The sequence below is a fragment of the Pseudomonas sp. JL23 genome, from assembly GCF_056933585.1.
The window spans coordinates 4,482,255-4,505,535 of record NZ_CM167795.1 but is presented as its reverse complement, the minus strand read 5'-3'; the positions used below and the strand labels follow the sequence as shown (position 1 = coordinate 4,505,535).

Here is a 23,281-nt window from a genome sequence, read left to right as displayed (position 1 = left end):
GGATGCCCGCCATCAGACCCGGCGCAACTTACTCGGACTCACGCCCAACCGCTGCTTGAACACGGTCGCCATATGCGCCTGATTGGCAAAACCACAGGCCAAGGCGATATCGCTCAGGCTGCGAGCCGACTCGCGCAGCAGATCGCGGGCGCGGCCCAGGCGGCGGTCGATCAGGTAGCTGTGGGGGCTTTTACCCAGGGTCTGTTTGCAGGCCCGGGTGAAGAAGCCTTCGGACAGGTCCAGTAACTGCGCCATGTCTTGCACGCTCAACGGCTCGCCCAACCCGGCATCGATAAACTCGTCGAGCAGGCGCAGGCGTTTGCCGGTCAAGGTGCCAAGGAGGGACGCGGCGGATAGCCGATCTGCGTTTGCCCGAGCGGCCAGTGCCTGGGCCCAATCCTGCCAGTCATCCGTTGCCGAAGGACGTAACAGGGCTGCACGCATGCGTTGCGCCAGAAGCATGGCCTGGGGGTCGACGCGGTTATTGAACGGCTGATCGCCAATCAGGGCCGCGCCGTCGCTGCGTATCAGCCGCAGGTATTCGCCGCCCTGGCTCGATGCGGAAAATACATCGCAGCCCATGGGCACGAAGGCCAGGCCATTGGGCGTGGCATAGAAAGGACGAATCCGGTCGCTGCCAATGGCATGTACGCCGCGCTGGCTGTCGAAGGCAAAGCCAATGGCGGCCTGGCTGGCGATATAGCGAGCCTCGTAGGCGTTACCGGGCAATAACTCGATCACCCACGGCCCTGCCTCGGCGCGGCGCACCGGTTCGCTGGGGGGCTTTGGAGGCAGTCGGGTTTGGCGAGTCATAGGGGTCATCTTACTCAACAGAATTCGTTGGAGCGAGGCTTGCCCGCGAATAGGTCGGTACATCCGCCGTATTTTTCAACCCGGGAAATCCTGTTCGCGGGCAAGCCTCGCTCCCACAAACGCATTTGGAGATCAGGTCAGTTTTCTGAAAGCCAGCATCCCCACCCCCTGCATAGACTGGGCAAAACCCCGGAGAACACTGCCATGCACGGATTGACCCGCGACGATATCGAAGACGCAGCCCGCCAGGTTTACCAGGTGATGCCCGCCACTGCCCAATATGCCTGGCCGTTGCTGGCCCGGCGCCTGGGTTGCACGGTGTGGGTCAAGCATGAAAACCACACACCGACCGGCGCTTTCAAGGTTCGCGGCGGCATTACCTTTCTGCATTGGCTCAAACGCACCCAGCCGCAGATCAGCGGTATTGTCAGCGCCACTCGGGGCAATCACGGCCAGAGCCTGGCGCTGGCGTCCAGTGCATTGGGCCTGCGGGCAATGATCGTGGTGCCGCAGAACAATTCCGTGGAAAAGAACAACGCCATGCGCGCTTTTGGCGCCGAGGTCATCGAGTTTGGCCGTGATTTCGACGAAGCCCGGGAAGAAGCCGCGCGCCTGGCCGAGACGCACTCGCTGTATCTGGTGCCGCCGTATCACCGTGAACTGGTCAAGGGCGTGGCCACTTATGCCCTGGAACTGTTTAGCGCTGTGTCGGATCTGGACACCGTCTACGTGCCCATCGGCTGCGGTTCGGGCATCTGCGCCGTGATCGCCGCCCGGGATGCGTTGGGGCTTTCTACCAAAGTGGTCGGCGTGGTCTCCACCGAAGCTGATGCCGCCAAGCGTTCGTTCGAAAGCGGCACCCTGCAGCAAACCCCATCGGCCAATACCTTTGCCGACGGCATGGCGGTACGCAAACCTGTTCCCGAAGCCCTGGCGGTGTACACGGCAGGGGCGCAGCGGATAGTGGCGGTCAGTGACGAACAGGTCGCCGAAGCCATGCGCGTGTACTACACCGACACCCATAACCTGGCTGAAGGTGCAGGCGCGGCGGCACTGGCAGCGTTGATGCAGGAACGTGAGGCGATGGCCGGGAAGAAGGTCGGGGTGATTCTGTCGGGGGGCAATATCGATATGCCGGTGTATGCGCGGGTGGTGAGCCAGAATTGATGTGCCATTGAATATGCATGAGCATCCTGTGGGACCGGCTTCAGCCGGGAAGGCCTATTTCCCGGCTAAAGCCGGTCCCACAAGTAGCCCCTAAATCCCCGAAGCTTTTCGCCCGCTACGCCCGGTCAATTCCCGAGACAATCCAATGAAGTTCTGCAACGGCGGCAGCGGATTGAAGCTGCGGCAGACCAGGGTAATCGGGGCATGCAGGCGCGGGCGAGCTTCGCGGATCGGGCAGTAGACCACGCTTTGCCGATGCACATCGCGCATCGAGGCCGGAACGATGGAGATACCCACGCCTGCGGCTATCAGGCTGATATTGGTCAGCATGCGCTCGACCTCGAAGGCAATCTTCGGGTTGAACCCGGCGTTCTGGCAGGCCTTGATCAGGTTGGCGTACATGCCCGGCGCGCCGGGGCGACGGACCAGGATAAAGGGCTCGTCGGCCAGTTCGCCGAGGGCAATGGCCGGTGGTTCGGCTTGCGGATCATGACCGGCCAGCACCCGATGCCCGGTGGGCAGGGTCAGCAGCATTTCCTCATTTAACAGGCGATGAAATTGCAGGCTTTGGTGGTCACCCACCGGCGCCCTAAGAATGCCGACGTCTACGCGGCCCTCAATGGCGTCACGGGTCAGTTGTTCGGCGCTGCCTTCCTTGAGTGAAACTGCAACGGCGGGGTAGCGCTCGCGATAGGCGCGGATGATTTGCGGAATCAGCGGATGGGTCGAGGCCGAGCTGGTAAAGCCGATGCTCAACTGGCCTTCGATGCCATGGGCGGCGCGGGACGCCTTGAGCGCGCCTTCGCTGACCCTGCCGAGGATGTCCCGGGCTTCCTCAAGGAACACCAGGCCACCGGCGGTGAGGTCCACCCCCTTTGGATGACGCTTGAACAGATCGAACCCCAGCTCCTGCTCCAACATGCGAATCTGCTGGCTCAGGGGTGGCTGCTGGATATTCAGGCGCGCGGCGGCGCGGGTGAAATGTCGTTCTTCGGCCACCATGACGAAATAGCGCAAATGACGAAGTTCCATGGTGGTCTGTCCCGCTGTGAAGTTTTATTATTGGCGCCCGCTCACGCCAGGCATTGACCGGCCAGCGTGCCCAATCAGGTAGTCCCTGACAAGGCATGCCCATAACAATAAGTAGTTGGATTCGGAGCGTCGATGCCTCTCAGGCTTCTCAATAGCCCCACGTTGCAAATTATTCTGGCCATCGTCTGCGGTGTGCTGCTGGGCCTGCTCGACCCCCATCTGGCCATCGATATGAAGCCCCTGAGCGATGGTTTTATCCGCGTGATCGGTTGGTTCATGCCGTGGATGATGTTCCTGCTGGTGTCCTCCGGGGTGGCGGGGCTGCAAACCCGGCGGCGGGGGCTGGTGGGCAAGGCCTTTATGTATTTCCAGATCATGGGTCTGCTCTCTTTGTGCCTGGGCTGTGTGGTGACGCTGGCCTTCAATCCCGGGACCCATACGACTCTGCAGCATGACGCCACGGTCGTTCATTCCGAGCTGCTCAATGCTGGCTTTTCCTGGGCATCCGTCGGTGCTGTGGTGACTCACGCCTTCACTCAAAGCCTGGTCATGCAGGTGATGCTTGCCGGGCTGCTGTTCGGCATTATCGTTGGCCGCATGGGCGGCACCGAGCGGGGTGATGCGCTGCGGGCCTTTCTGGAAAAAGCTGTCGCGCTGCTGTTCCGGGTTCTGCGGGTGATTCTGCGCTTCGCACCGCTGGCAGCCTTTGGCGCCATGGCGTTCAGTATTGGCAGGTTCGGTCCGGCGGCGGCGCTGCCGCTGTTCAAGTTTGTCGCGGTGATGTACCTGGCCTGCGGGCTGTTCATGCTATTGGTACTGGCGACCGTCGCCAGGCTGGCCGGGGCGCGGCTGTGGCGGTTAGTGGTTTATGTCAAGGACGAGCTGCTGCTGGTTGTTTTTACCGGCTCCTCGGTAGCGGCATTACCGGGGTTGATCGACAAGATGCAAAAGCTGGGTTGCGATCAGCAATTGGTCCGTCTGATCCTGACCACGGGCTACACCTTCAATCTCAGCGGCTCGAACATTTACCTGACCACCGCCGTGCTGTTTCTGGCGCAGATGGCGGGTATCGACCTGAGCGCTGCCGAGTTGTTGACCCTGCTGCTGATTTCCCTGCTGACCTCCCTGGGCTCCACCAGCATGGCGGGCTCGGCGTTCCTGACCCTGATTGCCACGCTGAATTTGCTGCATCTGGTGCCACTGGAGAGTGTTGGCCTGCTGCTGGGGGTCGAGCGCTTGATGAAGTGCCGGTCGCTGACCAATGTGCTGGGCAATTGTGTGGCCTGCCTGGCCATTGCCCGTTGGCAGAATGCGCTGGACAGGCCGGTGATGTGTAAGGAATTGGCTGCGGGCGCAACCTTGTAGGGGCTGCTTGCTGAATGTGTGAGCCGCTTTGGTGGCGATCGAGTGCGAAGCGCTCGCAGTAGCATCATTGGCTGATCCACCGCCATCGCCAGCAAGCCGGCTCCCACAATTCAATCCAATTTAAATCCAGGCGTCAGCCCTTGGTGGGTGCCAGTTTGTCAAAGGCACGATTGAGGTTGCCTTCCGCCTGATTCAGCTTGTCACGACGCTCGCGCAGCCAGGTCTGGTCGGCATCCAGGGTCTTGTGCGCTTCGCTGAGCATGCGCTGCACTTCCTGAGGCTGCGGGCCACCGGTGCCTTTGCGGGTCTTGACCATGTTTTCCGGCGACAGCGCCGCGCGGAAGGTGGCTTCGTCCAGCGGCAGGGTATTGGGCTTCCATTCGTATTTGTCGGCGGCCTTGGTATAGAGCTTCTGCGCATCGGCATAAGGGAAGGTTTTGGGCGTCATGCCTTCGCTGCGCGCCTCGGTGACGATCAGCGAAGCGAAGCTGTGGCCGATGCGGAACGGCACTTTCTGCGTGCGTTCCAGGGTGTCGGCCAGCTCCATGGAAGTGGTCCATTCGTTTTCCAGTTCTTCGCGGGCGCGCTGCGGGTTGACCTGCAGGGCATCGAGCACCGCGTTCATGGCGCTGAACATTTCTTTGGTCGCGTCGAAGACGCCCAGGGAATCGAAAGCAAACTTGTAATCGGTCATGCCGGTGGTCACGTTATGGGCGCGCAGGGTCACGGTCTGAGCCAGACCGACCACATCAGACGCGGTCTCGCGGGCACGCATCAGCAGTCCGGGGTTGCGCTTCTGCGGCATGGCGCTGCTGGTGTAGGTGGACTCTTCATCGAGGAGCAACCATGGGCGGATCTGATGATATTGCGTATGAATATCGCCGATCAGCGCGCCGATGCGGATGGCCGACGAGGCCGCCGCGTTCGCCGCCTCGATAGGGATGTCATAGGTCGACACCTGGCTCGAATCCAGCGAGTTCTCCCGTACCGAGTCGAAGCCCAGCAGTTCAGCCATGCGCTCGCGGTTCAGCGGGTAGGCCGAGTTGGCCAGTACGGCGGTGCCCATGGGGCTCTGGTTCAGGCGCTGGTACAGCTCGCGGATACGCTGGCCGTCACGGTCGAAAGCGGCTTCGTACGCCAGCAGATAGTGGGCGTAGGTGATCGGCATGGCCTGCACGCCATTGGTGTACGCCGGAATCAGGGTGTCGACGTTCTTGTCGGCCAGGTCCAGCAGACGCTTGCGCGTGGCGTTCAGCGCTTCGCTGTAGGCCAGTACATCCGAGCGCAGTTTGGCCAGACGGTAAGTGGCGAGCATGTCCTGGCGGCTGCGCCCGGAGTGAATCAGCGAAGCTTCCGGGCCAATCTTGTCGGTCATGATCTGTTCGAGTTGCAGCACATCGCTGGGGTGCTTGCCGTCGGGCTTGTCGCCCTGTTCGATGGCGTAGCGCACGCCCCCGGCGATCTTCTGGCCCATCTCCGGCTTGACGATGCCTTCCTCGGTGAGCATGACGATGGACGCCTTGTTGATGCGGTTGAGCCAGGCGAACTGGCTCTCGGCCTTGTCATCCTTGCCCTTGGCTTTGACCACCGAGGCGCCGATCTTCGCCGCCTGGGCCGCGCACTGTTCGGTGGTGGCGCAGGGCAGGTCGGCGGTGTTGGCCGCGTAGGCGCCGTAACTGGTCGTCAGGGCGATGGCGACGGCCAGGTGAATCAGGGTCTTTCTTGTTGTGGGCATTTCAGGACTCCGGCATTGGGCAAAGGTTTACAGCAGGGGCAAGGTGTAGCTGACGATGACGCGGTTCTGGTCGATATTGTTGCCGCCGTTGCTGCGGTAACTGCCGTTGCGCCACTTCAGCTCAAGGTTCTTCAACGGGCCGCTCTGGAAGGCGTAGCCGATATCAGTGTTGCGTTCCCACTCGGTGCCTTCCTTGTTGCCCCGGGCAAAGTTGTCGCCTTTGAGGTAGCGGGTCATGAAGGTCAGGCCGGGCAGGCCGAGGGTGGCGAAGTCATAGTCGTAGCGGGCTTGCCAGGAACGCTCTTGCGGGTTGGCGAAGTCCGGGGAAATCATCACGTAGTTGACCAGGTACGAGTCGGTACCGGCCAGATGAGGAAAGCCGGTGGTGCCATCCATGCGCTGGTAGGCCAGGCCAAAGGCGTGACCGCTGATGCCATAGGTGAAGCGTGCGCCGAGGGCGGTGTTGTCGACGTTGCTGGCGCCGTCGGCCAGGGAGCGGGCGTAGCGCAGGTCACTCTTGAACGACTGCGACGTGCCGAACGGGAAGGTGTGGGTCAGGGTGGCGATGTGTTGCTTGTAATTGTCCTCCAGACCGCCGTAGTTGTAGGAGGTGGTCAGGGTCTTGGTCCAGGCGTAGCTGGCGCTGGCGAAGTCGAACTTGTCAGTGGGCTTGCCGCCCATGATGCCCTTGGCTTCGGCGCTGATGTCTTCGTGGCCGCTGTCGTTGCGCTCGGTATTGCTGGTCAGGCGGCCGAGGTTGACGGTGAGGTTGTCGATGTCTTTTGAGGTCAGCTGGCCGCCACGAAAGGTCTGGGGCAGCAGGCGACCGTCGTTGGGCAGCACGGTAGGCAGCTTGGGCATCAGGGTGCCGATGCGCAGCACGCTCTTGGCGATGCGCGCCTTGGCGGTAACGCCTGCGCGACTGTAGTCATCGGGGGCTTTATCGCTGCCGACCGGAAGCAGGCCGGTATTGCGTCGGTCGGGGCCGGAGTCCAGTTTCAGGCCGAGCAGGCCGATGGCATCGACACCGAAGCCGACGGTGCCCTCGGTAAAACCGGATTCGTAGTTGAGCAGCAGGCCCTGGGCCCATTCATCGCGCTTGGACTGGGCAGCGCCGTCCTGGCGGTAGTCGCTGTTGAAGTAGAAGTTGCGAAATTCCAGATCCGCCTTGCTGTCTTCGAAGAAGTCAGCCTCCGCGAAGCCGGGCATGGCGAGGCTCAGGCCGAGAGCGGCCGAAGTGAGGCCGAGAGAGACAGGGCTCTTTTGCATTTTTATTCCCTTATGGCACAGCTGGTTTTTATTGGTTTTGTTTTGCCGTGAAGCGGAAAACCCTGGGGCTCCGTTCACGGCGAAAATCCTAGCGCCATAAATTGCGGATTAAAAATATATAGTTAGTGTTGATTCGATATTTTTGATGTATGGAGATTTTGCGCGGGTCGTTCTGTGTTCCCACCACCTCCCGCTAATTTTTCCCCCTCGCCACCCGTCTTCGTTCCTATGAAAAAGCGGTTGCCTCCCCTCTGGAGGCCCGTCTCCCCAGCATGGAATGAGGACAGATACAGCGATGGCCAATTTCTTCGAACGCCCGGTTTCTCTGGCTCACGCACTGATGCGGCATGCCGATTTGCGGGCGGATGAGCCGGCCCTGCGATTTCTTGACGGACACAGCGCAGACGGCGTCGTCTTGACCTACGGGCAACTGGATGCCCGGGCTCGGGCCATCGCTGCCGCCCTGACGGAGCGGGCCGAGGCCGGTGATCGAGCGCTGCTGTTGCTGCCCAGTGGCCCTGATTACGTGGCGGCGTTCTTTGCCTGCCTGTATGCCGGGGTCATCGCGGTGCCGGCCTATCCACCGGAGTCCATGCGCCCGCAGCATCTGGAACGGTTGCTGTCGATCATCGAGAACGCCGAACCGTTGCTGATCCTCACCAGCGCGCAGTTGTTGCCGAGCCTGAGCGCCACCGCTCTTGAGCGTGACGTGTCGATGCCCGGCCTGCTGGCAGTGGACGAGCTGATCGAAGAACCAAGGCAAGCCTTGCGGGCGCAAGGGCCGCACGCCGCAGACATCGCCTTTGTGCAATACACCTCCGGCTCGACTTCGGCGCCCAAGGGCGTGCAGGTCAGTCACGGCAATCTGGAAGCCAACGAGTGGCTGATTCGCCAGGGCTATGGCATCGGCCCTGACGACGTCATCGTCAGCTGGCTGCCGCTCTATCACGATATGGGCCTGATCGGCGGCCTGCTGCAAGGGATCTACAGCGGCGTCATGGTGGTGTTGATGTCGCCGCAGTACTTTCTTGAACGTCCGCTGCGCTGGTTAGAGGCGATCAGTCGTTTTGGCGGCAGCATCAGCGGCGGCCCGGATTTCGCCTATCGCCTGTGCCATGAGCGGATTGCCGAAAGCAAGCTGGCCGGGCTTGATCTCAGTCGCTGGCGCGTGGCGTTTTCTGGCTCCGAGTTGATTCGCCAGGACAGCCTCGACGACTTTTCCCGACGTTTCGCCGCCTGTGGCTTCAAGGCCGAGGCCTGCCTGGCCAGTTATGGCCTGGCCGAGGCGACGCTGTTCGTCACCGGCAGCCGGCCGGGGCAGGGTATCGATGCTTTGGCGCTGGATGCCGATGCACTGGCTACGCACCGTGTATTACCCGGTCAGGGCGTGAAACTGATGAGCTGTGGCTGGCCGCAGCCCGACCATCCGCTGATGATCATCGACACCGGCAGCGGCGAGGCGCTGGGTGATGACCGTGTAGGCGAGATCTGCAGCAGCGGACCGAGCATCGCCCAAGGCTACTGGCGCAACCCCGAGGCCAGTACCCGGGCCTTTATCCAGCGTGACGGACGCACCTGGCTGCGCACCGGCGACCTGGGCTTCATGCATGAGGGCCAGCTCTATGTCAGTGGTCGGCTCAAAGACATGCTGATCATTCGCGGGCAGAACCTCTACCCGCAGGATATCGAGCGCACCGTCGAGACTCATGTGCCTGTGGTGCGCAAGGGTCGTGTCACGGTATTTGCCCTGCAACACGAGGGTGTCGAGGCCTTTGCGGTGGCGGCCGAAGTGGGCCGGCGCACGCAGAAACAGCAGCCTCTGGAACACTTGATCGAACAGATTCGCGCCGCCATCGCCGAGGTGCATCGCGAATCGCCGGTGGCTGTGGCGCTGATCGAGCCGGGCAGCCTGCCCAAGACCTCCAGCGGCAAGTTGCAGCGTTCGGCCTGTGCCGCGCAGTGGCGCGACGGCAGCCTGCCGTGTGTGGCGCAGTGGCGGCTGGGTGATAAGCCGGGCGATACACACGCGAAACCCGGCGAAACCCTGTCGGCACACATTGCCCGGCTCTGGTGTGAATGCCTCAAGCTCGACATCGTGCAGCCCCAGGCCAGTTTCTTCAGCCAGGGCGGTAACTCGATCCAGGCGATCCACATGATTGCCGAACTGCGCGATGAACTGGGCATTGTCCTGGAGCTGCGCACCCTCTACGAGGCCCCGGATCTGCTCGGCTTCACGGCGGCGGTTGAGGCGCTGCAAAACGGTGAGGCAGCAGTAGTGGCCAGAGCTGTTGCGCAACCGGGGGAGGCCCTGGCCCAAAGCCCCGCGCAAAGCCGGCTGTGGTTCCTCTGGCAGCTCAGTCCCGAGAGCGCCGCCTACAACGTGCCCGGTGGTCTGCGCCTGCGCGGCGAGTTGGATCAGGCTGCGCTGAGCGCTGCCTTTGATGCCTTGATCGAACGTCATGAAACTCTGCGCACGCGTTTCTATCAGGAGGATGGCGTCGGCTTCCAGCGTATTGGCGAGCGTGCCGACTGGCGCCTGCAGTTCGATGATCTGTCCGGCGATGCCTTGGCTGAGGAGCATGCCCGGGTGATTCAGGAGCGCGAGGCCTCGGCGCCGTTTGATCTCGAGCAGGGCCCGTTGCTGCGGGTACGCCTGCTGCGCCTGGGTGAACAGGATCACCTGCTGCTGGTGACGGTACATCACATCGTTGCCGATGGCTGGTCGTTCGGTATTCTGCTCGATGAGTTTGCCCGGTTGTACGCCGGCAGTGCTTTGTCGCCATTACCCATGAGCCTGGCCGATTACCTGGCCTGGCAACGTCAGGCGCTGCTCGGCAGCGATCAAGGCCCGGCGCTCGACTATTGGCGGTGCGCCCTGGAGGGCGAACGCGAACCCCTGGCGCTGCCCCTGGATCATCCACGCGGTTTGTTGCCGTCTGCCGCCCGGCGCCTGAGCCTGAACCTTGATGCCGGGCTGTGCGTTCGTTTGCAGGAACTGGGCAAAGCCCAGGGCGCCAGCACTTTCATGCTGTTGTTGGCGGCGTTTCAGGTCCTGCTGCACCGCTATACCGGGCAGGGCGATATCCGTGTTGGCGTGCCCAGTGCCAACCGTCAGCATCTGGAAAGCCAGGGCCTGCTCGGGTTCTTCATCAATACCCAAGTGCTGCGCAGCCGGATCGATGGCCGCCAGGGTTTCGACAGCTTGCTTGAACAGGTGCGCAGCACTGTGTTGCAGGCCCTGGCCCATCAGGGCATCGACTACGAACAGGTCAGTGCTGCACTGGGTGATGCCGCTGGCTTTGAAGTGATGTTCAACCATCTGCAACGTGACACCAGTGCTCTGCGTCGGCTGCCGGGGTTGTTTGCCGAAGAGTTGCCGTGGCACAGCCGCGAGGCCAAGTGCGACCTGCAGTTGCACAGTGAACAGGATCAGCAGGGGCGCATCCGCCTGTCATTCGACTACGCCGTGGCGCTGTTTGATGCCGTGACTATCGAGCGTCTGGCCGGGCATTTCGTCAGCCTGCTGACCCAGCTGTGCCTGCAACCGCAGCAGGCAGTGGGTGAAGTGGAATTGCTCGCCGATGCCCAGACCCGCCAGTTGCAGGCCTGGGGTGAGAACCCGCAGCAGCGGCCGGGCTGGCTGTTGCCCGAACGCCTGAGCGCCCAGGTCCTGAGCGTTGCCGCCCGGACCGCCTTGGTGTGTGGCGAGCAGCGCATGAGCCATGGCGAACTGCAGCGTCTTTCCAATAAGCTGGCTCAGCGCCTGCGCGCCCTGGGCATTGGCCCGGAAGTGCGGGTGGGAGTGCTGGCCGAGCGTTCGGCGCAGATGATGGTGGCCTTGCTGGCGATCATCAAGGCCGGTGGCGTTTACGTGCCCCTGGACCCTGACTATCCCCGGGAGCGCCTTGGCTACATGATCAAGGACAGCGGCATTGCCTTGCTGATCGGTCAGCAGCAGGTGCTGGATGCGTTTGGCGCGCCTGACGGCCTGGCGATCCTGGCCCTGGACGATGTCGCAGAGGCGCAGGGCAGTGATGCGCCGCCCGCGCTGGTTCTGCACCCGGACAATCTGGCCTATGTGATCTACACCTCCGGCTCCAGCGGCCAGCCCAAGGGTGTCGGTATCAGCCACGGCGCCCTGGCCGAGCGCCTGCAGTGGATGCTCAATGAATACGCCATCAGCGAAGATGACGTACTGCTGCAAAAGGCCTCCCTGAGTTTTGACGTGTCGGTGTGGGAGTGCCTGCTGCCGTTGATGGTCGGCAGTTGCCTGGTCCTGGCCGGGCCCGGTGAGCACCGTGATCCGCAGCGCCTCCTGCAATTGGTGCAGGAGCACCGCGTCAGCGTGCTGCATTTCGTGCCGCCGTTGCTGCAACTCTTTGTCGAAGAGGTTGGCATCGAGCAATGCAGCAGCCTGCGCCTGCTGTTCTGCGGCGGTGAGGCCTTGCCTGCCGACCTTTGCCGCCGGGTACATGAGCGGCTACCGGCGGTTGCGCTGCATAACCGTTACGGCCCGACCGAAAGCGCCATCAACGTGACCCATTGGCCATGTACGGGTGAGCAGGGCGCACGCGTTCCCATCGGCCGTCCGTTGAGCAATGTGGTGACGCAGATCCGCGAAGGTGACTGGCAACTGGCACCGCTCGGGGCCAGGGGTGAATTGTTGCTGGGCGGCTCGGGCCTGGCCCGCTGCTATCTGGGCCAGCCGGGTCTGACCGCCAGCCGCTTCCTGCCCGCCGAAGGGGGTGGCCGCCTGTATCGCAGCGGCGATGTCGCGCGCTGGCGCAACGACGGTGCCCTGGAATACCTGGGGCGCCTGGACGAGCAGGTCAAGCTGCGCGGTGTGCGCATCGAACTGGAAGAGATTCGCCACAGCCTGTTGCAACAACCCGGCGTGCATCAGGCGGCGGTGATCCTCGGCGAGGGCGCAGGCGGCGGGCAACTGCTGGCTTATCTCGTGGTGGACGGAGAAGAAACCCCGGCAGCCCTGAGCGCGCGCATTCGTGGTGCCTTGCAGGACGCCTTGCCCGAGCCCATGGTGCCGAGTCATGTCCTGCGCTTGCCAGCCTTGCCCCTTGGCCCGACCGGCAAGCTGGACCGCCGTGCGCTGGCGCAGCCGGATATCGCCGAGCGGGCCTGGCGTGGGCCTCGTGATGAAGTCGAGACCCGCCTGGCGGACATCTGGGCCGAGGTGCTGGAACTGCCGCGTATCGGTCTGGACGATGATTTCTTCGAATTGGGCGGCCACTCGTTGCTCGCCACCCGTATCGTTTCCCGGGCCCGTCAGGCCTTTGCTGTCGAGCTGCCGTTGCGCAGCCTGTTCGAGTCCCGACGCCTGGTGGATTTCGCCGCCTGGGTGGCCAGGGCCAAGGCCGAGGGGCAGGTTGACAGTCAGGGCGCCATTGCTCTGGTCGACCGCAACCAGCGAGTGGCGCTGTCCTGGTCCCAGCAGCGTATGTGGTTCCTCTGGCAGCTTGATCCGCAGAGCCCGGCGTATAACGTCGGCGGCATGGCGTGGTTGCGCGGGGTGCTGGATGTGGAGTGTTTCGAACGCGCCCTGCAGGCGCTGATCCATCGCCACGAAAGCCTGCGCACCACCTTCCCGTCCGAAGACGGCAAGCCCTGGCAGCAGGTGTCGGGACAGTCTGATGTGGTCATGCAGTGCCTTGATCTGTCTGCCCAGGCCGAGTCGCTGCGCCAGGGCAGTATCGAACGCCTGGCCGAGGAGCAGGCCCACGCACCGTTCGATTTGGAGCACGGCCCGTTGCTGCGGGTGTGCCTGGTCAAGAGTGGCATGCGCGAGCATCACCTGCTGATCACCCTGCACCATATCGTCACTGAAGGCTGGGCCATGGACATCTTCGCCCGAGAGTTGGGCGCGCTGTACGAAGCCTTTGTCGGTGAGCGTGAGTCGCCGCTGCCGCCGTTGCCGGTGCAGTACCTGGACTACAGCGCCTGGCATCGCCAATGGCTGGAAAATGGCGAGATGCAGCGCCAACTGGACTATTGGCGTGGCCAACTGGGCGGTGAGCAACCGTTGCTGGCCTTGCCCGCCGACCGTCCGCGACCTGCCGTGCAGAGCCATAACGGTGAGCTGCACCGCTTCGAACTGGACGCCGCTTTGGCCGCTCGGGTCAATCGCTTCAACGGAGAGCGCGGCCTGACCCTGTTCATGACCATGACTGCCGCATTGGCAGTGCTGTTGTATCGCTACAGCGGCCAGGACGATCTGCGCATCGGTGTGCCCCTGGCCAACCGTATCCGTCCGGAAAGCGAAGGGCTGATCGGTGCGTTCCTCAATACCCAGGTGCTGCGCATCCGGCCCACCGGGCAGATGCGCGTCAGCGAGCTACTGGAGCAGGTACGCCAGGTGGCGATCGATGGCCAGTCCCATCAGGATGTGCCGTTCGACCAGTTGGTGGAGGCCTTGCAGCCGCAACGCAGTGCTGGCTGGAATCCGCTGTTCCAGGTGATGTGCAACGTGCAGCGCTGGGAGTTCCAGCAGCAGCGCGAGCTGGCCGGTGGCGTGCAGGTCGATTATCTGGTCAACGATGCCAGGGCGACCAAGTTCGACCTCAATCTGGAAGTCACCGACTTCGACGCCAAGTTGCGTTGCTGCCTGACCTACAGCACCGATCTGTTCGACGCCGAACGCATCGCCCTGATGGCCGAGCACTGGCAGCGCCTGCTGCGGGGCATGCTCGCTGCACCGGATTGCTGCCTCAGTGAGTTGCCCTTGCTCAGCGAGGGCGAGCAGTTGGCGTTGGTTGAGGCCGGTCGCGGTGCCGCTCTGGTCGAACCGGCAGGCAGCGTGCAGGGGCTGTTCCAGCAGCAGGTCCTGCGCACGCCGCACAAGCGTGCAGTGACCTGCGCCGGGCAGTCCCTGAGCTACGCCGGACTCAACGCCCGGGCCAACCAGTTGGCCCATCGCCTGATTGAACTGGGCGTCGGCCCGGAGATTCGTGTCGGCCTGGCTTTGCGCCGTTCCCTGGACATGGTGGTGGGCCTGCTGGCGATCCTCAAGGCTGGCGGTGCTTATGTACCGCTGGACCCGGAATACCCTCACGAACGTCTGCGCTACATGATCGAAGACAGCGGCATTGCCGTGTTGCTCGGTCACGACGAACTGTTCGCCCAGGGTCCGCTGCCGGCAACGGTGCGCTCGTGGAGCCTGGAGCAGGACGGCGCGGCGCTGGCAGGCTATGCCGATACCGACCCGGCCGAACGCAGCCAGGCGCAGCATCTGGCTTATATGATCTACACCTCAGGCTCCACCGGCCTGCCCAAGGGCGTGACCGTGGAGCAGGGGCCTCTGGCCATGCATTGCCTGGCGGTGGGCAAGCTGTTCGCGACCACACCACAGGATTGCGAGCTGCATTTCTATTCGATCAACTTCGATGCCGCCAGTGAGCGTCTGCTGGTGCCGTTATTATTCGGCGCCGAGGTGGTACTGCGCGAGCAAGGGCAGTGGGATGCCGAGGCGATCTGCGGGCTGATCCGCCAGCACCGTATCAATGTGCTTGGCTTCACGCCGAGCTACGGCGGCCAGTTGGCCCAGTGGTTGCGCAGCCATGATCAACAACTGCCGGTACGCCTGTGCATTACCGGTGGCGAAGCGCTGACCCCGGAGCACCTGCACGCCTTGCATGCAGCCTTCACCCCGCAGACGGTATTCAATGCCTATGGCCCGACGGAAACCGTGGTCATGCCTCTGGCCTGTGCGGTGCCCGAGACGCTGCCCCGTGAGGCGCTTAATGTGCCGATCGGCTCGGTAGTCGGCAGCCGCCAGTTGTATGTACTGGATGCTGACCTGGCCCAGGTGCCCGCCGGTGCCGTGGGTGAGTTGTTTATCGGCGGCTACGGTCTGGCCCGGGGCTATCACGGTCGCGCCGGGTTGAGTGCCGAGCGCTTCATCGCCGACCCGTTCGCTACTGCCAGTGGCGCACGGCTGTACCGCAGCGGCGACCTGGTGCGACAGAACGCCGACGGCCAATTCGAATACCTGGGGCGCATCGACCGTCAGGTGAAGATCCGTGGTTTCCGTATTGAACTGGGCGAAATCGAAGCACGCCTGCTGGCCCATGAGCAGGTGCGTGAAGCCGTGGTGCTGGCTGTGGACGGGCCGAGCGGCAAGCAGCTGGTGGGTTATCTGCTGGCTTCATCGAACCTGGCACAGGAGGGCTTGATCGAACAACTCAAGACCCATCTGCACGGCGGATTGCCGGAGCACATGGTGCCTGGGCACCTGATCATTCTCGACGCCTTCCCGCTGACCGCCAACGGCAAACTCGACCGCCGCGCGTTGCCCATGCCGGACCTGAGCAGCCGGCAAGAGGCCTATCAGGCACCGGGCAGCGCCATCGAGCGCGGGCTGGCCGAGGTCTGGCAGGGCGTGCTGGGCGTGGCACGGGTGGGTATCGACGATAACTTCTTTGCTCTGGGCGGCGACTCGATCCTGTCGATCCAGGTGGTCAGCCGTGCCCGTCAGGCCGGTATTCACTTCAGCGCCAAGGACCTGTTCCAGCATCAGACCGTGCGGACCCTGGCCCTGGCGGCGCAATTGAGCGAACGCCACATCATTGATCAGGGCCCGGTGACCGGAGCCAGCGCCCTGACGCCGATTCAGCACTGGTTCTTCGAACAGCAACTGGCAGTACCGCAGCACTGGAACCAGTCGGTCTTGCTGGGTGCCAGCCACAGCCTGCAACCGGCGCTGCTGGAGCAGGCTCTGCAAGCGTTGGTCGCCTATCACGATGCCTTGCGCCTGAGTTTCGTCGAGGACCTGCACGGCCAGTGGCAGGCCGAGTACCGTGAACCGGATACCCGTCAGATGCTTCTACGCGTGTGTGGGGCGGACAGTGCGGAGCAGCGTCTTGAGCTGTTCGAGCAGGCGCAGCAAAGCCTGAGCCTGCAGCATGGCCCTTTGGTGCGAGCGCTGCTGGTGCCCGGTACCCCGGACCGGCTGTTGCTGGTGGTTCATCACCTGGCCGTGGACGGCGTGTCCTGGCGCGTGTTGCTGGAAGATTTGCATAACCTGTACCGGCAACTGGAGCAGGGCCAGGCACTGCAGTTGCCCGCCAAGACCAGCGCCGTGGGCGACTGGGCGCAACGCCTGCAGGCCTATGCCGGCAGCGAGTCTCTGCGCGAAGAACTGGGTTGGTGGCAAAGCCAGTTGCACGGCGCCAACGGCGATTTGCCCTGTGACTTCGTTGCAGGCAGCAATCTGCAACGGGATGCCCGCAGTGTCAGCCTGAGTCTCGATGCCGAGGCGACCCGACAGCTGCTGCAACAGGCGCCCCAGGCTTATCGTGCACGGGTCGGGGACCTGCTGCTCACCGCTCTGGCGCAGACCCTCTGTGCCTGGACTGGCCAGGCGTCGGCATTGGTGCAGCTGGAAGGCCATGGCCGCGAGGAACTGTTCGACGATCTGGACCTGAGCCGCAGCATCGGCTGGTTTACCAGCGCCTATCCACTGCACTTGACCCCGGCGACCGATAGCGCCGACAGCCTCAAGGCGATCAAGGAGCAACTGCGCCGCGTGCCGCACAAGGGCCTTGGGCATGGCGTTCTGCGCTATCTGGCGGATGACGCATGCCGCGCGGCCATGGCCGTCTTGCCCGAAGCGCGGATTACCTTCAATTACCTGGGGCAGTTCGACCAGGGCTTTACCGACGATGCACTGCTGCGCCCGCTGGCGGAGGCCGGCGGCGCCCAGCACGATAGCGATGCTGCGCTGCCCAATTGGCTGAGTGTCGACGGCCAGGTCTACGGTGGTGAGCTGACGCTGCGCTGGACCTTCAGCGCGAACCTGTTCAAGCCCGAGACCATCGAGCAACTGGCCCAGGCCTACCAACGCAACCTGCGAGCACTGATCGAACACTGCCTGCAACCGCAGAACGGTGGTATCACGCCGTCGGACTTCCCTCTGGCGCGACTGTCCCAGGACCAACTGGATGCACTGCCACTGCCGTTCCATGCCATCGACGACGTTTACCCTCTGACGCCGATGCAGGAGGGGCTGCTGCTGCACACCGTGCTGGAGCCGGGCACCGGCATCTACTTCATGCAGGACCGCTATAGCATCGACAGCGAGCTGGATGTGCCGCGCTTCGAGGCGGCCTGGCGCGCCGTGGTGGCACGGCATGAAGCCCTGCGCGCCTCATTCTGCTGGAACGCCGGTGAGCAGATGCTGCAAATCATCCATCGCGGTGATGGCGATGGCGTGGAGTTCCTCGACTGGAGTCAACTGCCTGCCGATCAGCACGAATCACGCCTGCAAGTGCTGCTGGAGCGCGAGCGCCTGGCCGGGTTCGCCCTGCTGAAGCGGCCACCGCTGCACCTGCGCCTGATCCGCCTGGCGCCGGATCGCCACTGGTTCATCATGAGCAACCACCACATTCTCATCGATGCCTGGTGCCGCTCGATCATGATGGGTGACTTCATGGCCATCTATAAGGCCCTGGGTGAGGGGTGCCAGGCGCCGCTGGCCACGCCGCCGCGCTACCGTGAGTTCATCGCCTGGCTGCACCATCAGGGCCTGGAAAACTCCCGGCAGTACTGGCGCCAGAGCCTGGCCGGGTTTGCCCGTCCGACCTTCATACCGAGCGATCGGGCGATTCTCCACGACAACGGCGGCATGCAGGTCGGCGATCGGCACAGCCGCCTGTTGCCCGAGCAGGGCGCGCGCCTGCGCGAACTGGCCCAGGCCCATCAACTGACCGTCAACACCTTCGCTCAGGCCGCCTGGGCCCTGGTCTTACGACGCTATAGCGGCGAGCGCGACATACTGTTCGGCGTCACCGTGGCCGGGCGTCCGGCCAGCCTGCCGCAGATGCAGCACTGCGTAGGATTGTTCATCAACAGCATCCCCCTACGGGTTTCCCTGCCCGACGCAGGTCAGCGTCTGAGTGTGCGGCAGTGGTTGCAGCAGCTGTTCGAACGCAATCTGGAGTTGCGCGAGCATGAGCATCTGCCCCTGGTCAGCATCCAGGAGTGCAGCGAGCTGCCCAAGGGCCAACCGCTGTTCGACAGCCTGTTCGTGTTCGAAAACGCGCCGGTGGACGCCACGGTGCTGGAGGGTGCCGAAGGCCTCAAGGCCCGCTCCGGTTCCGGTCGCACCCACACCAACTACCCGCTGACCGTGGTCTGCTACCCCGGCGATGATCTGGGTCTGCACCTGTCCTATGACCGGCGCTTCTTCGACGAGGCAACCATCGAGCGCCTGCTCGGTGACTTCCAGCGCCTGCTCCTGGCCCTGGTCGATGGCTTCGAGCAGGACGTCAGCGCCTTGCCGTTGCTGGCCGTTGAAGAGCAGCGATTCCTTCTTGACGAGTGCAACCGCAGCGCCCGGGACTACCCGTTGCAGCAGGGCTATGTACCCTTGTTCGAAGCTCGTGTGGCGATTCATCCCGAGCGTATCGCCGCGACTTGCGAGGGTGAACAGTGGCGCTATGGCGAGCTGGACAACCGCGCCAACCGCCTGGCCAATGCCTTGTTGGCTGCAGGTGTGCAGGCGGACCAGCCAGTGGCGCTGCTGGCTGAGCGCGGTCTGCCGCTGCTGGGCATGATCATCGCCAGCCTCAAGGCCGGTGGCGGTTATGTACCGCTGGATCCGGTGCATCCTCGGCAGCGTCTGGCCGGGATCATCCAGACCAGCGGCACCCAGGTAGTGGTGTGCAGCGCCGCTTGCCGAGAGCAGGCCGAGCAATTGCTGGAAGAATTCAGTTGCTCAGGTGGCCGACCACAACTGCTGGTCTGGGAAGACGTGCAGCAAGGTACGGGCGATGACAGCGCGCCGGGCATTGCCGTTACCGGCCAGCACCTGGCCTATGTGATCTATACCTCTGGCTCCACCGGTGTGCCCAAGGGCGTGGCGGTGCAGCAGGCGGGCATGCTCAATAACCAGTTGAGCAAGGTGCCGTATCTGCGCCTTAGCGAAGCGGATGTGATCGCCCAGACCGCCTCCCAGAGTTTCGATATTTCGGTCTGGCAGTTCCTCGCCGCCGCGTTGTGTGGGGCGCGGGTGGACATCGTCCCGGATCGCATTGCCCACAACCCGGCGGCACTCTTGCAGCATGTGCGTGACACCGGCATCAGTGTGCTGGAAAGTGTGCCCTCACTGATCCAGGGCCTGCTGGCCGAAGCCACTGGCGAACTGGACAGCCTGCGCTGGCTGCTGCCCACCGGCGAAGCCATGCCGCCCGCCCTGGCCAGGCAATGGTTGCAGCGCTATCCCGGCGTCACCCTGGTCAACGCTTACGGCCCGGCGGAATGCTCCGATGACGTGGCGCTGTTCCAGGTCGACGAAGCGGCCAGCAACGGCAGCTACCTGCCCATCGGCACGCCGACGGACAACAACCGGCTGTACCTGCTCGACGATGAACTGCACGCCGTGCCGCTGCTGGCCGACGCCGAACTGTTCATTGCCGGGACCGGGGTAGGGCGCGGTTATCTCGGCGATCCTTCTCGAACGGCGGCCAGTTTCCTGCCCAACCCCTTCGGCGCGGACGGCGAGCGCCTGTACCGCAGCGGCGATCTGGCGCGGCGACGCGGTGACGGCGTGCTGGAATATGTCGGCCGCGTCGATCATCAGGTGAAGATCCGCGGCTACCGCATCGAGCTGGGTGAGATCGAAGCGCGGCTGCGCGAATGGCCCCAGGTTCGCGACGCCGCAGTCGCCGCCCAGAGTGCGGCGGCCGGGCAGTATCTGGTGGGCTACGTGGTCAGTGATGCGCCGGCCGACTTCGAGGCTATCAAGCGCCATCTGGCCCAGACCCTGCCCGAATACATGGTGCCGCGCCACTGGCAGGCCCTGGAGCAGTTGCCCCTCAATGCCAACGGCAAACTGGACCGCAAGGCCCTGCCAGCTCTGGCGTTCAATAGCGCCCGACAGTACCAGGCGCCGACCAGTGAACTGGAAGTCACCCTGGCCGGTATCTGGGGCGAGGTGCTGGATGTGGAGCGGGTCGGCGTCACCGACAACTTCTTCGATCTCGGCGGCCATTCCCTGCTGGCGACCCAGATCGCCTCACGGGTGCAGCAGGCCTTGCAGCGCAGTGTGCCGCTGCGGGCAATGTTCGAGTGCAGCACCGTGCAGGAACTGGCGCGGCATATCGAGCAATTGGGCGGCAGTGCGTTGACGGAGCAAAAGGTCAGTCGCATCGATGACCTGATGGCGCGATTGGAGGCGTTGTGATGAGCGTCTTTTACTTCAAATTTTCACTTAGGGAAGCGCAAGCATGAGCACAGTACTGGCCGAAATCCCCCGCATGATTGAGGACGAGGAAAAGAACTACCAGTTTGAGGACAACCCGATCCTGGCCCGGCAAAAACAGCAGGAATCCAATGCGCGCAGCTATCCACGGCGCATTCCCCTGGCACTCAAGCGCGGCCGTGGTATCCATGTCGAAGATGTCGAAGGGCGTACCTTTATCGATTGCCTGGCCGGTGCCGGCACCCTCGCGTTGGGGCATAACCATCCGGTTGTGATTGATGCCATTCGCCAGGTTCTCGACGACGAATTGCCGCTGCATACCCTGGACCTCAGCACCCCGGTCAAGGACCGCTTCGTGCAGGATCTGTTCGCCGCGCTGCCACCGGCGTTTGCCCGCCAGGCGAAGATCCAGTTCACGGGCCCCACCGGTACCGACGCAGTCGAGGCAGCGCTGAAGCTGGTGCGCATTGCCACTGGGCGCAGCACAGTACTGGCTTTCCATGGCGGCTATCACGGCATGAGTCAGGGCGCTCTGAGCCTGATGGGCAACCTCAAAGCCAAGACGCCATTGGGGGCGTTGCTCAGCCAGGGCGTGCAGTTCATGCCATTCCCCTACGACTACCGCTGCCCGTTCGGTCTGGGTGGCGAGCAGGGCGTGGAAGTCAATCTGCGCTATCTCAATAACTTGCTCAACGACCCCGAAAGCGGCGTGCAACCACCGGCGGCGGTGATTCTGGAAGTGGTGCAAGGCGAGGGTGGCGTGATCCCGGCTGCTGATACCTGGTTGCGCGGCGTGCGGGAAATCACCGCGCGCGCCGGGGTGGCGCTGATCATCGATGAGATCCAGACCGGTTTTGGTCGCACCGGCAAGTTGTTTGCCTTTGAACACGCCAGCATCGTGCCGGATGTGGTGGTGCTGTCCAAGGCCATTGGTGGCAGTTTGCCGTTATCGGTGATGGTCTATCGCGACTGGCTCGATACCTGGCAGCCGGGTGCCCATGCAGGGACCTTCCGCGGTAATCAGATGGCCATGGCGGCGGGCTCGGCGGTCATTCGCTACATCGAATCGCAAAACCTGGTGGGACATGCCGCACAGATGGGTCAGCGCTTGCGCGAACATCTGCTCGAACTGCAACAACGGGTGCCGCAATTGGGTGACGTGCGTGGCCGTGGCCTGATGCTGGGAGTGGAGCTGGTGGACCCCAGCGGGCAGCCGGACACCCTGGGTCATCCTCCGGCCGACGCTTGGCTGGGTGCGCGCATTCAGCGTGAATGTCTGCAGCGCGGCCTGATCATCGAATTGGGTGGGCGCCATGGCAGTGTCGTGCGTTTCCTGCCGCCGTTGATCATTACCGCCGAGCAGGTGGACGAGCTGGCGCGGATCTTTGCCAGGGCAGTGCAGGCGGCTCTTGGCTAAGACCGCGGTTTAATTTTTCCATGGGCCATTCGTATTGATAATACGCGGCGCAGGCCGCCTCAATAGCCAACTTTCAGTTACGGAGAAACACTATGACCTCGGTATTCGATCGCGAAGACATTCTGTTCCAGGTAGTGGTCAACCATGAAGAGCAGTACTCCATCTGGCCAGACTACAAAGCCGTGCCCAATGGCTGGCGCACGGTCGGCAAGAGCGGCTTGAAGAAGGAATGCCTGGCCTACATTGAAGAAGTGTGGACCGACATGCGTCCCCTGAGCCTGCGCAAGCACATGGAAGAGCAAGCGCGTAAAAATCAGGCCCAAGCGGTCAACTGAGGCCATGCACATGGCAACCCTGCAACTGTTTTGCCTGCCTTATTCCGGCGCCAGTGCCATGGTCTACAGTCGCTGGCGCCGTGCGCTGCCGGACTGGATAACGGTGGTGCCGGTGGAACTGCCCGGACGAGGCGCGCGCCTGGGCGAGCCGCTGCACACCGATATGCAAGCCCTGGCCCGTCAGTTGGCAAGGGAGGTGCTGCCGCGGATCAACGGTGCCTATGCCTTGTTCGGGCACAGCCTGGGGGCATTGCTGGCCTTTGAACTGGCCCATGAGTTGCGCCAGGCCGGTGCCGTCGAGCCGGTCACCCTGATTGCATCGGGCACAGCCGCGCCCACGCGCCGCGAGGGCTATGACGACGATTTCAGCCAGCCAAAAACCGATGAGCAGCTCAAGGCGGATCTGCGTGACCTGCAAGGCACGCCGCCTGAAGTTCTGGACAATCAGGAGCTCATGGAACTGACACTGCCGATCTTGCGCGCCGACTTCCTGCTTTGTGGCCGTTATAGCTATCGCTCTCGGGCGCGGCTCGGTTGTCCGGTGCGGGTGCTCGGCGGCGTCGATGATAAGGCCAGCCAGGCGCAGTTGATCGACTGGCAACTGGAAGGTGACAGCGGCTTCTCCCTGGATATGTTGCCGGGCGGTCATTTCTTCATTCATGAGCATCAGGCGAAGGTGATGCGTATCCTCAAAACGCATCTCGAGGCGGATGTACGGCGTGAGCCGCGCGGCGAGATGAAGTGGTGCATGGGGGCTTGAGGCCCATTGTGGCAAGCCCGGGATCATTCGGTCCCGGGCTTTGTCCTCAGATCAATGCCCGCTCCAATCGCCAATACCCCTGAAACTCATCGTCCTGCGATCAGGGCCGACTTCGCCGATCAAGCGCCACCTGATGAATGCCTGTGGCGGTTGCCATTCATGGCCGCCCGGACCG

At 63.2% G+C, this 23,281-nt stretch carries 10 protein-coding genes; 6 read left to right on the top strand and 4 right to left on the bottom strand.

The features are described 5' to 3' along the window. Positions 1-12: 12 nt before the first annotated feature. Positions 13-813 (bottom strand): helix-turn-helix transcriptional regulator, encoded by an 801-nt coding sequence (locus AC1Z24_RS20740; protein WP_483742491.1) that lies wholly within the window; start codon positions 811-813, stop codon positions 13-15. Between the two features lie 204 nt (positions 814-1,017). On the opposite strand from AC1Z24_RS20740, the gene AC1Z24_RS20735 reads away from it, so the two are divergent. Further along, positions 1,018-1,980: a threonine dehydratase gene (locus tag AC1Z24_RS20735; protein WP_483742490.1), complete on the top strand. Its 963-nt coding sequence runs from the start codon at positions 1,018-1,020 to the stop codon at positions 1,978-1,980. A 90-nt stretch (positions 1,981-2,070) separates the two neighbouring features. On the opposite strand, the gene AC1Z24_RS20730 is transcribed toward AC1Z24_RS20735, so the two are convergent. Continuing rightward, positions 2,071-3,012, bottom strand: coding sequence for a LysR family transcriptional regulator (locus AC1Z24_RS20730; protein WP_483742489.1), 942 nt, complete (start codon positions 3,010-3,012; stop codon positions 2,071-2,073). Positions 3,013-3,144: 132 nt separating this feature from the next. Between AC1Z24_RS20730 and AC1Z24_RS20725 the strand changes: the two genes are divergently transcribed. Continuing rightward, on the top strand, positions 3,145-4,377 hold the full coding sequence (locus AC1Z24_RS20725; RefSeq protein ID WP_483742488.1) for a cation:dicarboxylate symporter family transporter: 1,233 nt from the start codon (positions 3,145-3,147) through the stop codon (positions 4,375-4,377). A gap of 133 nt (positions 4,378-4,510) precedes the next feature. Here the strand turns inward: AC1Z24_RS20725 and AC1Z24_RS20720 are convergent, their stop codons facing one another. Together AC1Z24_RS20720 and AC1Z24_RS20715 are read right to left on the bottom strand one after the other, a co-directional pair. Then, the gene (locus AC1Z24_RS20720; protein WP_483742487.1) at positions 4,511-6,112 is read right to left on the bottom strand and encodes an argininosuccinate lyase; all 1,602 of its coding nucleotides are present in this window, start codon (positions 6,110-6,112) and stop codon (positions 4,511-4,513) included. 27 nt (positions 6,113-6,139) lie between these two features. Further along, complete coding sequence (locus tag AC1Z24_RS20715; protein WP_483742486.1) at positions 6,140-7,381, bottom strand: OprD family porin; 1,242 nt, start codon at positions 7,379-7,381, stop codon at positions 6,140-6,142. A 295-nt stretch (positions 7,382-7,676) separates the two neighbouring features. Between AC1Z24_RS20715 and AC1Z24_RS20710 the strand changes: the two genes are divergently transcribed. The 4 genes from AC1Z24_RS20710 (at position 7,677) to AC1Z24_RS20695 (ending at position 23,106) form a co-directional block, all read left to right on the top strand. Beyond that, positions 7,677-20,576, top strand: coding sequence for a non-ribosomal peptide synthase/polyketide synthase (locus AC1Z24_RS20710; RefSeq protein ID WP_483742485.1), 12,900 nt, complete (start codon positions 7,677-7,679; stop codon positions 20,574-20,576). Between the two features lie 73 nt (positions 20,577-20,649). Continuing rightward, positions 20,650-22,011 (top strand): diaminobutyrate--2-oxoglutarate transaminase, encoded by a 1,362-nt coding sequence (locus AC1Z24_RS20705; protein ID WP_483746675.1) that lies wholly within the window; start codon positions 20,650-20,652, stop codon positions 22,009-22,011. Between the two features lie 92 nt (positions 22,012-22,103). Then, the gene (locus AC1Z24_RS20700; protein WP_483742484.1) at positions 22,104-22,346 is read left to right on the top strand and encodes an MbtH family protein; all 243 of its coding nucleotides are present in this window, start codon (positions 22,104-22,106) and stop codon (positions 22,344-22,346) included. A gap of 10 nt (positions 22,347-22,356) precedes the next feature. After that, positions 22,357-23,106: a thioesterase II family protein gene (locus AC1Z24_RS20695; RefSeq protein WP_483742483.1), complete on the top strand. Its 750-nt coding sequence runs from the start codon at positions 22,357-22,359 to the stop codon at positions 23,104-23,106. The last annotated feature ends 175 nt before the right edge of the window (positions 23,107-23,281 follow it).

What these genes read in the sequence shown, in the direction of transcription:
- AC1Z24_RS20695 (WP_483742483.1), top strand. Translation starts at nt 22,357, where the DNA reads ATGGCAACCCTGCAACTGTTTTGCCTGCCTTATTCCGGCGCCAGTGCC.
- AC1Z24_RS20735 (WP_483742490.1), top strand. Translation starts at nt 1,018, where the DNA reads ATGCACGGATTGACCCGCGACGATATCGAAGACGCAGCCCGCCAGGTT.
- AC1Z24_RS20725 (WP_483742488.1), top strand. Translation starts at nt 3,145, where the DNA reads ATGCCTCTCAGGCTTCTCAATAGCCCCACGTTGCAAATTATTCTGGCC.
- AC1Z24_RS20740 (WP_483742491.1), bottom strand. Translation starts at nt 813, where the DNA reads ATGACTCGCCAAACCCGACTGCCTCCAAAGCCCCCCAGCGAACCGGTG.
- AC1Z24_RS20710 (WP_483742485.1), top strand. Translation starts at nt 7,677, where the DNA reads ATGGCCAATTTCTTCGAACGCCCGGTTTCTCTGGCTCACGCACTGATG.
- AC1Z24_RS20730 (WP_483742489.1), bottom strand. Translation starts at nt 3,012, where the DNA reads ATGGAACTTCGTCATTTGCGCTATTTCGTCATGGTGGCCGAAGAACGA.
- AC1Z24_RS20720 (WP_483742487.1), bottom strand. Translation starts at nt 6,112, where the DNA reads ATGCCCACAACAAGAAAGACCCTGATTCACCTGGCCGTCGCCATCGCC.
- AC1Z24_RS20715 (WP_483742486.1), bottom strand. Translation starts at nt 7,381, where the DNA reads ATGCAAAAGAGCCCTGTCTCTCTCGGCCTCACTTCGGCCGCTCTCGGC.
- AC1Z24_RS20700 (WP_483742484.1), top strand. Translation starts at nt 22,104, where the DNA reads ATGACCTCGGTATTCGATCGCGAAGACATTCTGTTCCAGGTAGTGGTC.
- AC1Z24_RS20705 (WP_483746675.1), top strand. Translation starts at nt 20,650, where the DNA reads ATGATTGAGGACGAGGAAAAGAACTACCAGTTTGAGGACAACCCGATC.